The organism is Paenibacillus sp. FSL H8-0332, from assembly GCF_037963835.1.
Classification (GTDB): Bacteria; Bacillota; Bacilli; order Paenibacillales; family Paenibacillaceae; genus Paenibacillus_AQ; species Paenibacillus_AQ rhizoplanae.
The window spans coordinates 2,771,926-2,786,027 of record NZ_CP150145.1; the positions used below are offsets into that span (position 1 = coordinate 2,771,926).

Below are 14,102 nucleotides of genomic sequence, written 5' to 3' on the forward strand. Positions count from 1 at the left end.
GCTTTTTGGGTTAGTTACTTGAGTTCACAATAGGACGAATTGCTGGTCAGCCCGGCGGCTTATTGCGGAAAAGCGCTGAGATCCGGTTGTTCCGCGCGGCATTGATCACAATCTTGCTATCCTGATCACAGTCATGCACGATAGAGGCGAGCTGTTCTTCCTCCAGCCTGCTGGCCAGGCAGAAGACCGTACCAGGCTCGCCCTCCGGTCCTGTGGATCTTACGAGCTTCACCTCGCGGTCCAGCGACTGCTGGAGCTTGCGGCGGATCTCCTCGCATTTGCTGCTGGTAATAAAGACTGCCTGCGTGAGCGAGAGGTCCCTTAAGGAGAACCGCAGCGCTTCAAAGGCAAGCAGATACGCAATGATACTGTACATCGCCTGATCCCAGCCGAATAATGATCCGCCGTAGAGCAGGATGAGCATATTGAACAGCATGATCGGCATCTCAGCCGATTTGGGCGGCCCTCCATTCAGCAGCCGGACGCTCTGCTTCTCGCTTCCTGCGGTCAGCCCTCCGAAGCGTACAGAGATGCCCAGGCCGAACCCGAGACATAGCCCCCCGGCAATAGCCGCGGGCAGTGGCTCGCTGATTGCTGCCGGGAAATGGTGCAAGGCCAGAGACCCTGCCGTCAGACAAATCAGGCCAAGCATCGTATATAAGGCAAAGCGGAGATTAATCTGCCTGCGCGACATCAGAATAAACGGAAGGTTAAACAGGAACAGGAATAATCCAAGCCGCATTTCTGTCACATGGGACAGCAGGGCGGATAATCCGGCAATGCCGCCCGGAAGCAGCTTATGCGGCATCAGGAATAGCTCCAGACCAACGGCTGCAAGTAATCCTCCGCCTACAATGGACAGCAGACGCAAGGTCTTGGAATAACGTAAGGGTGCAGCGTTTCTATATCTGACTTTCATAAGATTTCCTCCTTTCAGCAGGAAACCGGAATTTGTGTTGCGAATCACGGCGCTTGCAGCTTCATTCAGCGTACAGCCGTACTCCTGTGAAATGTGAATTATATTTCAGCGGAATCAGCAGCAGCACCGGAAGGAACACAGCCTTCAGCAGATCCAGCAGCGTCAGACGCGTCCAATCTCTCCTCATGAGAACACCCTCTTTTTTGTACATTGTTGTTAAAGCATATCATAGGATCTAAGCAGGGCCAAATATAATACGCTATTATTTCAAGGCGTGCGACTGCGGAATAACGAAACCGGAGCTGCTACGCTGCGTATTCTCTAGTAAATTGAACTTTTTGTGAAAAAATTATCGGAAGGAGCGGTTAATTTGCATAATGCAGGCATATTTAACGGTTTGTACCCGGCAGTTGCCAGCAGCCAGAGTGGATTTTTCACGGAGGGGCCGTTCTTGTTAAAGCTTATTCTGCTGTTGATTGCAGGCTTTGTTGCTTACACTATTTGGAGAGGGCTCAAGACCTGGATGACGAACCAGACCAGTCCTCTGCAATCAAGGGTCGTTACGGCAGTAGCCAAACGTTCAGAGGTGTGGGGCGGAAGAGGGCATATGGGGACGCATACGAGTTATTATGTGACCTTTGAATTCCATAATGGCAGCCGCAGAGAGCTTGAAGTGAAGCCGAGGGCGTATGCCATGATTGTAGAGGGGGACCGGGGGGAGCTGTCATACCAGGGCAGCCGGTTCAAAGGGTTCGTGCGGGCAGGGATGCAGAGGGATAGCGGCGGCAGCCGATGATTCTTCAAGCAAACGGAGCTGCCTCCGCTGCAATTTTACATGAATGTACATAGGTTATCAGAATTCTCCGGCTATTTTTGGGTAAAACTCCATATATGGATATGTTGCACAGAATAGATCACTAAGGAGCTGATGGCTTGAATTCGGATGCTGCCAAAAGAAAGAGCCAGGAGAGCACGGCCTACCACACGCTGGATTCCGAGGAAGTGCTGAAGCTGCTGGAGAGCCGGAAAGAAGGGCTCAGTGCAGAGCAAGCGGTACAGCGGCTGGAGCGTTACGGCAAAAATGTGCTGCAGGAAGCCAAGCCCAAAACGCTGTTGGCCAAATTTATCGAGCAGTTCAAGAATGTGATGATCTTCATTTTGCTGGCTGCTGCGGTACTGTCAGGAATTCTCGGGGAGTGGACGGATACGGTCATCATTCTGCTGGTCGTCATTCTGAACGCTGTGCTGGGTGTGATCCAGGAGAACAAGGCGGAGCAGGCGCTGGAGGCGCTCAAAAGCATGTCTTCCCCACAAGCCAGAGTCCGGCGGGGCGGACAGGTCACCGAGATCAAAAGCGAGGAGCTGGTGCCGGGCGATCTGGTGCTGCTGGAAGCGGGCAATGTGGTGCCTGCGGATGTCCGGCTGCTGGAAGCGGCTTCGCTGAAGACCGAGGAGGCTGCACTGACCGGTGAATCCCTGCCTTCGGAGAAGCAGGCGGGAGTGCTGGAGGGCTCAGACCTGGTAATCGGCGACCGGACAAATATGGCTTATATGAGCAGCAGCGTCACTTACGGGCGGGGTGTGGGAGTGGTCACGGCTACGGGCATGGACACAGAGGTGGGCCGGATCGCCGGATTTATCTCGGAGGCCGAGAATGAAATCACCCCGCTGCAGAAAAAGCTGGATGAGCTCGGCAAGTATTTCACCTTCATTATTCTGGGTGTCTGTGTAGTGATCTTCATCGTTGGCTGGCTGGAAGGGCGTGAGCTGCTCGATATGCTGCTGACCTCCATCTCGCTTGCGGTAGCGGCCATTCCGGAAGGATTGCCCGCCATCGTGACGATCATTCTGGCCCTCGGGGTCCAGCGGATGGCGAAGCGCAAGGCGATTATCCGCAAGCTGCCTGCGGTGGAGACACTGGGCAGTACGGAGATCATTTGCTCGGACAAAACTGGGACCCTCACCCTGAACAAAATGACAGTCGAAAAGCTGTACGTGGGCGGGGAGACGGTGGAGGCGGACGCCGGGCTGAGTGAAATACCGGGCGGTGAACTGCTGCTGCAGGCGATGACCCTGTGCAACGATTCCAGCATTGATGACAGCGGGGGCGCAGCAGGTGAGTCTTCGCCGGAGAAGCCAGTCCAGGGCAGCGGGACGAGAAGCGGCAAAGCGATCCTTGGCGATCCCACAGAAACGGCGTTAGTAGACTATGCGCTTAGCATAGGGACACATAAGCGGGAGCTGGAGCAGCGTTATCCGCGTGTGGGTGAGCTGCCGTTCGATTCCGACCGCAAGCTGATGACTACAATCCATAAGCTGGATAACGGGCAGTTCCGGGTTCTGACCAAAGGAGCACCGGATGTGCTGGTCTCGAAATGCAGTCACATCTATGAGGACGGTGTAGCTGTACCTCTGACGGAGGAGCATACCCGCCGCATTACCGCGAGCAACAAGGAGCTGGCTGATGAAGCCCTGCGGGTATTGGCCTTTGCCTACCGGGATGAGGCTTCGCTGCCGGCAGCGCCTTCGCCTGAGGTGACAGAGCAGGCGCTGGTGTTCGTGGGGCTGACCGGAATGATCGATCCGCCGCGCGAGGAGGTCCGGGATGCTGTGGCGGTCTGCAGACGGGCGGGCATCCGGCCGGTGATGATCACCGGGGACCACCGGGACACGGCTGCTGCGATTGCCAAGCGGCTTGGGATCATCGAGGATGACCAGGCAGTGCTGACCGGCCGCGAGCTGGATCGAATCAGCGAGGAGGATTTTGCAACAAGGGTGGCTGATTATTCCGTGTACGCCCGGGTCTCGCCAGAGCATAAGGTGCGGATCGTTAAGGCCTGGAGGAATAAAGGCAAGATTGTCGCCATGACCGGAGACGGCGTAAATGACGCCCCGGCCCTGAAATCTGCCGATATCGGAGTGGGCATGGGGATTACCGGGACGGATGTTGCCAAGGGCGTATCCGATATGGTGCTGGCCGATGATAACTTCACAACCATTGTGGTGGCGGTGGAGGAAGGGCGGAAGGTATACAGCAACATCCGCAAATCCATCCAGTTCCTGCTGTCGGCGAATCTGGGGGAAGTGGTCACCCTGTTCATCGCCACGCTGATCGGCTGGAGGATTCTGGAGCCCATTCATATTCTCTGGATCAATCTGGTGACGGATACCCTTCCGGCACTTGCCCTGGGGCTGGAAAAAGCGGACGGTGATGTAATGGCGAAGCAGCCGCGTAAGTCCAGCAGCAGTATTTTTGCAGATGGTGTGGGGATCTCAATTATCTATCAGGGCCTGCTGGAGGCCGGGCTGACGCTCATGGTCTATTACTGGGCACATACGCATTATGATGAAGGAATTGCGGTCACGATGGCATTCGCCACCCTGGGACTGCTGCAGCTTACCCATGCGTTCAACGTCAGATCGAATACGAAGTCACTGTTCCAGATCGGCGTGTTCAGCAACCGCTATATGCTGGGCGCATCGGTGATCTCCGGCCTTCTGCTGGTGCTGGTGATCATCATTCCGGGACTGAATGAATGGTTCGGCGTGGAGCATCTAAACGGCTTGCAGTGGGGTATTGTCTGCGGCGCTGCGCTGTCCATCGTGGTCATTGTGGAGCTGGTCAAGCTGGTTCTCCGCCTGAGCGGGCGTATGAAGAGCTGGGAGTAACCTTTGGAATAACAATGATTTGCAGCAAAAAAATGCAAGGAAGCGGACCGGTCGCTAAGTGAGCGAGCCCGGGCAGTCTTCCTTGCATTTATTATTTCCCGGTCTACAGCACGCGCTGCATGTGCAGAATAACGTTGCTCCAGTACCCGCTGTCCAACTCACTGATCTGCACGCCGGGGTCACCCCAGGTGTGAATGAAATTCCCGCCGCCGATGTAGATACCGACATGACCGGGAACCGCGTCGCTCTCGAAACGTCCGGGTACGGTGAAGAAGATCAGATCGCCGGGCTCCAGCGAACTGCGTGATACCCGTCTGCCGATATTGTCCTGATCTTTGGCCAGCCGGGGCAGATCTACCCCGAATTTCTGAAAGACATGGCGTGTAAAGGACGAGCAGTCGAAGCGCTTGGTCTCTTCATAGGAACCGGCGCCGAAATCGTAAGGTACACCGAGAAATTTTTTGGCATAAGAGACCAGCTCGCCCGTGTCCACATTCGATACACTCTGAATCCGCAGCGGCTTCGCAGCTTCCACCTTGCCGGAGTTCTCTGTGCTCTCCCTGTCGGAAGGGGTGGCGATGTTAATCTCGCCGGTGCCGGGATTCCAGCCGACCTCAGTCTGCAGCAGCTTGGACAAGGCGGTGGGCGTGATATAGATTTGACCCTCACGGCGGATGGGAACATCGGGAAGGGTGATGTGCTGGCCCAATGAGAACACCTGGCTGGAATCCGGCCGCAGCATGTACATGACATCACTATAGCCTAGCTTAATATATCCGCCGCTTGCTGTATCGTCCTTCATTCTGTAGCCGATGGAGGCCGCTGCCGGCTTGAGCGGAATCCAGTACTTGCCTTCCTTGTCGGCATAGGAATTCTTCTCATAGTAGCTGCCTGCAAACGTTCCGGACGGCGTCAGGGAGTTAACCTTGGGAGTGTTGTCCTTACTGGTATTGTAGCTACAGGCGGTTGTTCCGGCAATGGCGGTAACTAGGATGGCGGAGGATAGGATGATTTTGCTTGTACTCAGATTGATTATTGGCATTGGGCACGCTCCATCTTCAAACTTTAAGGTAAGTTTGTGCAGAGCCGCTTTTTTTATGTACTGCAGGCTTTAGCAAACAATGTCAAGAGAAACCGTAGATTGTTGAAGCGAGGACACACTCATTGTGCTTATTTTGTAAAATATGGACCTCACTTAAATGATTGACGGGAAATCAACCTACATATAATATATGTTTAATAGATTCGGGGAGCGGATGGGGGCAGGGTGCGGGCCTTCGCTTTAATGCTTTTAAAGATGAAAGCGATAATGCTGGACCGCTAGCCCAGGTTCTCGCGCTGAACCCGTACAAGAAGAGGGGTTATCTGATGAAGACGAAGAAGATTTGGATGGGACTTAGTATGGCCTTGATGCTCGTAGCTGCCGGTTGCGGGAACAATAATGCCGCAGTGAAGAATGACGCGGGCACCGGGAATGCCCCGGCCGCAGCGACGGAAGCTCCTGCCTCGGGTGCAGGCTCCGGCGACGCCAAGTCCTACAAGATTGCCATCTCGCAATATGTTGAGCATCCGTCACTGGACGCTACCCGTGAGGGATTCCTGGCTGCACTGAAGGATGCAGGGATTGTTGAAGGGGAGAATCTGAAGGTGGATCTTCAGAACGCTCAGGCGGATCAGGCCAACAACCTGTCGATTGCCCAGAAGATTGCCGGCGACAAGAACGATCTGGTGCTGGGGATTGCTACACCTTCGGCTCAGGCAGTCGTACAGAAAGTAAAGGACACTCCGATTCTGTTCGCAGCAGTAACCGACCCTATCGATGCCAAGATTGTCAGCGATCTGGAGCATCCCGGAGGTAATGTGTCCGGCGCATCGGATACCAATCCGGAGTCGATTACCCGCCTAATGAACTTCATAGCGACGCAGTTCCCCAAGGTGAAGAAGCTGGGCCTGGTCATTAATGAAGGAGAGCCTAACGCTGTAGTTATGGCTGATCTCGCCAAGGGTGAGCTGGACAAGCACGGGATCGAGCTGGTGAAGGCGGCGATTACCAATACTTCGGAAGTGAAGCAGGCAGCAGAATCGCTTGTAGGGCGTGCAGACGCGCTGTACATTACGCTCGATAACTCCGTTGTCAGCGGGGTAGACACCATCATCCAGACGGCTAACGACAACAAGCTTCCGTTCTTCTCGGCAGACCGCGATACGGTGGAGAAGGGTGCTTTTGCTACGGTAGGCTTCAAATACTATGATCATGGCTATCAGGTCGGCCAAATGGCGGTAGAAGTGCTTAAGAACGGAAAAAGTCCCGGTGATATGAAAGTAACCATGCAGGAGAAGCTGGACCTGGTGCTTAACCTCAAGGCGGCGGCAGCACAGGGAATTGAAGTAACCGATGCCATGAAGGCTGAAGTGGCTGATCCGGGCAATAATATTATTCAATAATCTACAGAGTTCATAAACAGGGTGCGTCCTAGATGGGCGCCCTTTGCCGCTTGAGGGAGGAAGTCAGCAATGTATAATTCATTAATCGGGGCTCTGGAAATGGGCCTGCTCTACGCATTCATGGCACTTGGGGTCTATATTACCTTCCGTATTCTGGATTTTCCCGATCTGACGGTGGATGGAAGTTTCACCACAGGCGGCGCGATTGCCGCAGTGATGATCAACAGCGGTTATTCTCCGTTGCTGGCGACCCTGTGTGCACTGCTCGGCGGAATGGCGGCAGGGATGTGTACCGGTCTGCTTCATACCAAAGGTAAAATCAACGGGCTGTTGTCCGGCATACTGATGATGATTGCCCTTTATTCGATCAATCTGCGGATTCTGGTGAAGCCGAATGTCTCCTTAATGGGAGAGGATACGTTATTCAGCTCCATGAATCCGCTGCTGGTCATGCCTTTTATCGTCGTGCTGGTCAAAATCCTGATGGATCTGTTCCTGCGCACCGATCTGGGACTGGCCCTGCGGGCCACCGGCGACAACTCGCGGATGATCCGCAGCTTCGGAGTGAACACGGATACAACAACCATTCTGGGGATCAGCCTGTCGAACGGGCTGGTGGCGCTCTCGGGTGCATTCATCGCCCAGTATTCTACCTTCGCCGATGCCTCAATGGGGATCGGGATGATTGTCATCGGACTCGCGTCGGTAATTATCGGTGAGGCAATCTTCGGTGCGAAGAACGTCTTCCGGGCGACACTGGCTGTGCTGCTCGGCTCCATCGTGTACCGGATCGTTGTCGCTCTGGCACTCCGGGTATCTTGGCTCAAGGCTTCCGACCTCAAGCTGATTACCGCAATTATCGTCATTATTGCGCTCGTCTTCCCGTCGGTTCAGCGGTATGTGAAGCAGAAGAGCACGGCCCGCAGACGGACCGCAGAGCTTGCTGAGCTGGCTCAGCGCAGCAAGCAGAGAGGAGGGGCGGCCAATGCTGAAGCTTGATAATGTATGTAAGCTATTCAACCCCGGCTCGCCGGATGAGAAGGTCGCGCTGCTGGGGATTGATCTTGAACTGAACGCCGGGGATTTCGTAACGATTATCGGCAGTAACGGTGCCGGCAAATCTACACTGATGAATATTATCTCAGGCGTGATGAAGCCCGATCTGGGGGAAGCGCGTATTGAGGGCAGCTCGATCAGCCATCTGGCGGAATACCAGCGCGCACGCTGGATCGGCCGGGTCTTCCAGGACCCGATGGCCGGGACTGCCCCGCATATGACGATTGAGGAGAATCTGGCCATGGCCTACAAGCGGGGCAAGCCCCGCAGGCTGTCCCTGGGTGTCAATGCGCAGAGACGTACGCTGTTCCGCGAACAGCTCAGCCGCCTGGGCATCGGCCTCGAGGACCGGCTACGGGCGAAGGTGGGGCTGCTCTCAGGAGGCGAGCGGCAGGCGCTGAGCCTGCTGATGGCGACCTTCACCCAGCCGCAGATTCTGCTGCTGGATGAGCATACGGCTGCGCTGGACCCTTCGCGCGCGGAATTGATCACCACCCTTACGGAATCCATTGTCCGTGAGATGAAGCTGACTACGCTGATGGTTACTCATAATATGGATCAGGCGATCCGGCTGGGCAACCGGCTCATCATGATGGATAAGGGTTCAATCATCCTTGATTTCGATGAGACGCGCAAGAAGGATCTGACGGTAGAGCGTCTGCTTGGCGAATTCGAAGCGATCAGCGGCCATAAGCTGGCTGACGACCGGATGATGCTGGGCTGATTCGGGATCATCATTCTTTAGCGTTTAAGGCTTGATCTGCAGCCGGTTTGTCCGGCAGCGGGTCGAGCTTTTTGCCATTTCAGGCACTATGGTCCGATTCATTTCCAGGTATGAGAGGTAAAGTTAAGGGAAAGAACTTGACTTGAACATCAAACACCAATGGAGGCGACTACACATATGAATGCGAAGAAACTGGAAGGCAAGGTAGCGATCGTTACAGGAGGCGGCTCGGGCATCGGCAGGGCATCTGTGCTGGAGTTCGCCAGAAGCGGGGCCAAGGTGGCACTTCTGGACCGGACGGTGGAGAATGCGGAGAAGGTGGCCGCTCAGATCCGGCAGGAGGGCGGGGAAGCTGCAGTGTTTGAATGCGATATCGCTGATCCGCCGCAGGTGGAGCATGCTGTGAAGCAGGTTGTCCAGAAGTGGGGACAGCTGGATGTGGTCTTCGCCAATGCCGGGATCAACGGGGCCATGACACCGATTGAGACGATGGACATCGAGTCCTGGGATCAGACGATTCAGATTAATCTGCGGGGCACCTTCGCCACCGTCAAATATGCGATTCCCCATCTTAAGGAGAAGGGCGGCAGCATTCTGATCAACAGCTCGATCAACGGCAACCGGGTATTCTCCAATGTCGGATTCTCCGCATATAGTACGACCAAGGCGGGCCAGGTGGCTTTTATGAAGATGGCTGCGCTTGAGCTGGCCCAGTATAAGATTCGTGTAAACGCTATCTGTCCGGGTGCGATTACCACGAATATAGATGATAATACCTATCCTTCGGATGATCTTAAGGAAGTGCAGATTGCAGTGGAATTCCCGGATGGCGGGCAGCCGCTGGAGAAGGGGCCGGGGCGTCCGGATCAGGTGGCCAAGCTGGCGCTGTTCCTCGCTTCTGAGGATTCGGATCACATCACGGGCACAGAAATCTACTGTGACGGAGCGGAATCGCTTCTGCACGGCTAATCCTTCTATAAGTCACTCATCGCTCATATGATGGGATAAGTGAAGTCTTCTCTGAAGCGGACGATGTTCCTTGCCGGAGCCTCAGGCAGTACTTGCCTGGAGTTCCCGGTTAGCGGGGATAGGCGTCCGTTTCTTTTTTTTGATCGGGCAGCAGAAAATTTCAGTAAAGATTGCAGCGCATTTCAGGTATACTGATTCTATGTGCCATGACGGGCGAGGAAGGAGGAAAATGAATTATGAATATGGACCTGTTGCATACGGAATCCATCATTAAGCTGCTGGTGGCCATGCTGTTCGGGCTGTTCATCGGCATTGACCGCCAATTGAAACAGAAACCGCTGGGAATCCGGACCAGTATGGTCATTAGTATCGCCAGCTGTCTGGTAACCCTGGTATCCATTCATGCGTATGACAAATTCGGCGGACCGGAGCATCCGAGCATGGACCCGATGCGTCTGGCGGCGCAGATCGTCAGCGGTATCGGATTTCTGGGGGCGGGTGTCATCCTGCGCAGAGGCGGAGATGCCATCTCCGGGCTGACCTCGGCGGCGCTGATCTGGACGGCATCCGGTATCGGAATTGCGGTCGGCGCGGGCTTTTTTGTTGAGGCGGGTTACGCGGTTATACTGCTTATGTTTGCGGTCAACGCTGTACCTCATCTGATCAAGGCCATCGGACCCGAAGTGCTGAACAAGCACGAGATCTCCATCAAAATCATTATGGAACCGAACTATATTCTTACTGATGTTATTCAGAAGATTGAGAAGCGGAATGTCATTACTGACCAGCGCAAAACGCGCAAAACCGGCCGCACGATCCGGCGGATGAAGATCAAGGATCTCGAGGATGGCAGGCAGATGATCGACATGGTCGTTTCTGCGCCAGACAAGGATTACGCTACGGAAATCTATTATGATGTGAAAAAAATTGAGCATGTCATGAGTGTCGAAGTGGAGCAGCTGTAAAAATGGCATGTTGCCCTTCGGGCAGATGTGGTACTCTATCTATGAGAGAGTCATTTTGAACATATGGAAGGGGATTAATGTAATGACACCGATTACAGCATTTGAAGGACACTATGAGGGCGAAGCCGCTATCTGGCTGAAGGCCGGCCGTTATGAAGCGGCTATTCTGCCGGGCATCGGCGGGAATCTGATCTGCTTCCGTGATACTGAGAACGGTTACCGTTTCTTGCATGAGCCAGGCGCGGAGGAGATGGAAGCGTTCAAGGCTAACCCGGGCATTCACGGCATTCCTGTGTTGTTTCCGCCGAACCGCTATGAGGATGGAGAGTTCCCGTGGAACGGACAGACCTACCATCTGCCCGTCAATGAAGCCAAGACCGGTAATCATCTGCATGGCTTCCTACATACAGCTGCATGGGAGGTAGAGGAATTCGGCACTGGCACAAGCGAAAGCTTCGTCACTGTAGCCATCAAGGTGGATGAGAACCATCCTTCCTATCAGTATCTGCCGTTCAAATACACGGTCAAGCTGCGCTACACGCTCGGTGAAGGCGGCCTGTCCCAGCAGCTGCTGGTCCACAATGACGGCGATGTGCTGATGCCATGCCTGCTGGCGTTCCATACGGCTATTAATGCTCCGTTCGCCCCAGGCAGCAGCGCGCAGGATTACCGCGTTAAGCTGACTATCGGCGAACGGTGGGAGCTTAACGAGCGGATGCTGCCAACCGGCAAATTCCAGGAGCTGACAGCCGATGAGGTGGCTCTGCGCGGCGAAGGATTGTATCCGTTCTATGCGTCGATGGACAACCACTACACCGCAGCCGCACAGAATGGACGGAACCGGATGGAGCTAACCGACAGTAAGGCTGGGGTTACGCTGGTGTATGATGTAGGCACCTCGTATAAGCAATGGATGATCTGGAACAACGGTGCAACCGAAGGCTTCTTCTGCCCAGAGCCGCAGATCAACCTGGTGAACGCCCCGAAGGTGGATCTGCCTGCTGATGACATCGGCTTGTTCGGGCTGGAGCCTGGGGAATATTGGGAGGAGAGCAGCCGGATATACGTGAAGTAGGGGGTCTTGAAGCGGTAAAACCCTCTCAGGGGTTATCCGTGGCTGCAAAGAAGGTTTGACTTCCGGCCGCTGTTAGGTTTGTATTTCCTGATATAAACTGCTGTTCGCAGTAGAAATACAAACCTAGCCTATGCTTCCGAAGCGAGCTTTCCTACGGAAAGCTTTCAGGCGAACGCTATCGCTCCTCCAGTTCAAACTTCTCTTCCGCCACTTCACCCTGAGTGTATATTACAAATTCAGTCTATCCCGCTGGGATGAGAGTAGAAAAGAGAGAAGAGAGCAGCGTCTGATGTTTGGATGCTGCTCTTTTTTGCGTGAAAATCTAGCACACATTTCCTTCCCTATCATAGTGGCATGGGAGAAAAATAGATGGTGTGCCCAATTGGCTACTGAATTTTAAGGCGGTTTTAAGCTTAAAGGCGTATACTACTCCTTTAATAGTTAGGAGTGAATGAACTTGTCACGGTTATTGCCATCGAAGCGTTTGTCGTATTTGTTGATGATTTTGCTGGCTGTAGGGTTTGGGCTGAATTTGTTTTTGCAGGCTGCTTCTTTTCGGATGGATGTGCTTCATGCGATAAAGTGGGTTGGCGCTTATCCTTGGCTGTATTGTACAGGAAGTTTGTTTATTTTCTTCATCCTGCTCTTAAGTTCAGTGCTTGTACCGAATGCGTATGCGGGGCCGGCGGTGGTCTCGGTGCTGTTCGTGCTGCTGGGGATTGCCAGTGATCAGAAGCTGGCTACGAGAGGCGAACCGCTGTTTCCGTGGGATCTGATGCTGCTGAAGAATGCCGAAGGAATGAGCAAGATTACCAGCGGGATGATCTCTCCGCTTGCTATAGGGGCCGCTGTTCTGCTGGTTGCCGGTCTGGTCGTTATGATTATCAAGCTGCCGAAGAACCGGATCAGACTGTCCTTGCGCGTAACGCTGGCAGGGATCTCTGTAGGGCTCAGCGCATGGTTTCTGGTGCTGGTCACCGGTCAATCTCCGGTTGTTGCAGCGATGAGCTATCAGAACATCTTCTGGAATCAGAAGGTGAATTATACGCAGAACGGGTTCGTGTATGCGTTCGCCGGGAATCTGCGGCAGAGCCTGATGGACAAGCCGGAGGGCTATAGCCGCGAAGCGGTTGAAGCGGTAGCTGCCAAGTATTCGGCATTGCCGGATGTGCAGGTAGAGGCCGTGCCGGAGGAACAGCCGAACATTCTGTTTATGATGAATGAGGCGTTCTTCGACCCTACGCGTCTGCCCGGATATACGCTTAGCGAAGATCCGCTGAAGTTCATCCATGGGGTGGCGGGTCAGACGCCGTCCGGTTATTTGCTGTCACCGGAATTCGGCGGCAATACGGCTAATGTGGAGTTCGAGGCCCTGACCGGGCTGTCGATGTATTTTCTGGGGGATGGAACCATTCCTTATCAACAGCGCATCGTCAAAATGTCCTCCCTGCCGTCGATCGTCAGTATTCTGAAGGACAGAGGGTATGAGGCACTGGCGTTGCATCCGTTCGATGAGACCTTCTATAACCGGAACCATGTCTATCCGGTGCTGGGCTTCGACCGCTTCACAAGTGAGAAGGATCTGCCGGACGCTGACCGCCTGACTCCAGAGGGGTATGTCTCGGATAAAGCGTCAGTACAGGAGGCAGTCCGGCAGCTACAAGCGGCTTCGGGCCCGGCATTCCTGCACTTGGTGACGATGCAGAATCATTTTCCATTCGTCAAGGGTGTGAACGGACCGAACACGATCACCGTCCAGGGCGGCCTGCCGGAGCAGAAGGATGAACTGGAGACTTATATACAGGACACCAAGCTGACAGACGAGGCCATGGCTTATCTCCAGCAGGAGCTGGTGAAGATCAAGCGGCCCACCATTGCGGTGTTCTGGGGAGATCATCTGCCTGCGCTCAGCGCCGGGATCTATACCGCAGCAGGCTGGGATCAGGAGCCAAGGCTGAAGCATGAGACGAAGTTGTTGGTACTTGCTAACTTTGAGATCGGGAAGGAGCCGCTCGGGACGCTTAGCCCGGCCTTTCTCGGCCCGGCAGTTTTCCGGTTATCCGGGCAGACACTTCCAGCCTTTTACAAGCTGCTGGAGCAGGTACGGGCTGAAATTCCGGGACTTAGCAAGACGGTGCTAATCGGGCCGGGTGACAGCGGTATCCTGAAGGAGCTGACACCGGAACAGCAGGTGCTGCTGAATGATTACCGTCTGGTCGAATACGATTTGCTGGAAGGGGAGAAATACGCGGAGTCGCTGATGTTCTGAGCACTCCGTCA

At 54.4% G+C, this 14,102-nt stretch carries 12 protein-coding genes; 9 read left to right on the forward strand and 3 right to left on the reverse strand.

Annotated elements, in window-relative coordinates:
* Nucleotides 1–46: 46 nt before the first annotated feature.
* Together NST43_RS11870 and NST43_RS11875 are read right to left on the reverse strand one after the other, a co-directional pair.
* Nucleotides 47–919: a YitT family protein gene (locus NST43_RS11870; RefSeq protein ID WP_209985508.1), complete on the reverse strand. Its 873-nt coding sequence runs from the start codon at nucleotides 917–919 to the stop codon at nucleotides 47–49.
* Between the two features lie 61 nt (nucleotides 920–980).
* Nucleotides 981–1,106: a hypothetical protein gene (locus NST43_RS11875; RefSeq protein ID WP_339224620.1), complete on the reverse strand. Its 126-nt coding sequence runs from the start codon at nucleotides 1,104–1,106 to the stop codon at nucleotides 981–983.
* A 264-nt stretch (nucleotides 1,107–1,370) separates the two neighbouring features.
* On the opposite strand from NST43_RS11875, the gene NST43_RS11880 reads away from it, so the two are divergent.
* Both NST43_RS11880 and NST43_RS11885 read left to right on the forward strand, forming a co-directional pair.
* Nucleotides 1,371–1,715: a DUF2500 domain-containing protein gene (locus NST43_RS11880; RefSeq protein ID WP_339224622.1), complete on the forward strand. Its 345-nt coding sequence runs from the start codon at nucleotides 1,371–1,373 to the stop codon at nucleotides 1,713–1,715.
* A 191-nt stretch (nucleotides 1,716–1,906) separates the two neighbouring features.
* Nucleotides 1,907–4,588, forward strand: a complete 2,682-nt coding sequence (locus tag NST43_RS11885; RefSeq protein WP_339225398.1) for a calcium-translocating P-type ATPase, SERCA-type — start codon at nucleotides 1,907–1,909, stop codon at nucleotides 4,586–4,588.
* A 103-nt stretch (nucleotides 4,589–4,691) separates the two neighbouring features.
* Here NST43_RS11885 and NST43_RS11890 read toward each other — a convergent pair whose 3' ends face one another.
* Nucleotides 4,692–5,630 (reverse strand): NlpC/P60 family protein, encoded by a 939-nt coding sequence (locus NST43_RS11890; protein ID WP_339224624.1) that lies wholly within the window; start codon nucleotides 5,628–5,630, stop codon nucleotides 4,692–4,694.
* Nucleotides 5,631–5,956: 326 nt separating this feature from the next.
* Between NST43_RS11890 and NST43_RS11895 the strand changes: the two genes are divergently transcribed.
* The 7 genes from NST43_RS11895 (at nucleotide 5,957) to NST43_RS11925 (ending at nucleotide 14,091) form a co-directional block, all read left to right on the forward strand.
* Complete coding sequence (locus tag NST43_RS11895) at nucleotides 5,957–7,033, forward strand: ABC transporter substrate-binding protein (protein WP_339224625.1); 1,077 nt, start codon at nucleotides 5,957–5,959, stop codon at nucleotides 7,031–7,033.
* A gap of 69 nt (nucleotides 7,034–7,102) precedes the next feature.
* Nucleotides 7,103–8,032 (forward strand): ABC transporter permease, encoded by a 930-nt coding sequence (locus NST43_RS11900; RefSeq protein ID WP_339224627.1) that lies wholly within the window; start codon nucleotides 7,103–7,105, stop codon nucleotides 8,030–8,032.
* Complete coding sequence (locus NST43_RS11905; protein ID WP_339224629.1) at nucleotides 8,019–8,813, forward strand: ABC transporter ATP-binding protein; 795 nt, start codon at nucleotides 8,019–8,021, stop codon at nucleotides 8,811–8,813. Before NST43_RS11900 ends, NST43_RS11905 begins: the two co-directional genes overlap by 14 nt.
* 177 nt (nucleotides 8,814–8,990) lie before the next feature.
* Nucleotides 8,991–9,782, forward strand: a complete 792-nt coding sequence (locus tag NST43_RS11910; RefSeq protein WP_209985523.1) for an SDR family NAD(P)-dependent oxidoreductase — start codon at nucleotides 8,991–8,993, stop codon at nucleotides 9,780–9,782.
* 242 nt (nucleotides 9,783–10,024) lie between these two features.
* The gene (locus NST43_RS11915) at nucleotides 10,025–10,747 is read left to right on the forward strand and encodes an MgtC/SapB family protein (RefSeq protein ID WP_339225399.1); all 723 of its coding nucleotides are present in this window, start codon (nucleotides 10,025–10,027) and stop codon (nucleotides 10,745–10,747) included.
* 82 nt (nucleotides 10,748–10,829) lie between these two features.
* On the forward strand, nucleotides 10,830–11,822 hold the full coding sequence (locus tag NST43_RS11920) for an aldose 1-epimerase (RefSeq protein ID WP_339224631.1): 993 nt from the start codon (nucleotides 10,830–10,832) through the stop codon (nucleotides 11,820–11,822).
* Nucleotides 11,823–12,279: 457 nt separating this feature from the next.
* Nucleotides 12,280–14,091: a sulfatase-like hydrolase/transferase gene (locus NST43_RS11925; RefSeq protein WP_339224633.1), complete on the forward strand. Its 1,812-nt coding sequence runs from the start codon at nucleotides 12,280–12,282 to the stop codon at nucleotides 14,089–14,091.
* Nucleotides 14,092–14,102: the final 11 nt, after the last annotated feature.

Bases quoted from the DNA above. Each gene is read 5' to 3' on its own strand.
- NST43_RS11890 (WP_339224624.1), bottom strand. From the start codon at position 5,630: ATGCCAATAATCAATCTGAGTACAAGCAAAATCATCCTATCCTCCGCC.
- NST43_RS11905 (WP_339224629.1), top strand. From the start codon at position 8,019: ATGCTGAAGCTTGATAATGTATGTAAGCTATTCAACCCCGGCTCGCCG.
- NST43_RS11875 (WP_339224620.1), bottom strand. From the start codon at position 1,106: ATGAGGAGAGATTGGACGCGTCTGACGCTGCTGGATCTGCTGAAGGCT.
- NST43_RS11915 (WP_339225399.1), top strand. From the start codon at position 10,025: ATGGACCTGTTGCATACGGAATCCATCATTAAGCTGCTGGTGGCCATG.
- NST43_RS11900 (WP_339224627.1), top strand. From the start codon at position 7,103: ATGTATAATTCATTAATCGGGGCTCTGGAAATGGGCCTGCTCTACGCA.
- NST43_RS11870 (WP_209985508.1), bottom strand. From the start codon at position 919: ATGAAAGTCAGATATAGAAACGCTGCACCCTTACGTTATTCCAAGACC.
- NST43_RS11895 (WP_339224625.1), top strand. From the start codon at position 5,957: ATGAAGACGAAGAAGATTTGGATGGGACTTAGTATGGCCTTGATGCTC.
- NST43_RS11920 (WP_339224631.1), top strand. From the start codon at position 10,830: ATGACACCGATTACAGCATTTGAAGGACACTATGAGGGCGAAGCCGCT.
- NST43_RS11910 (WP_209985523.1), top strand. From the start codon at position 8,991: ATGAATGCGAAGAAACTGGAAGGCAAGGTAGCGATCGTTACAGGAGGC.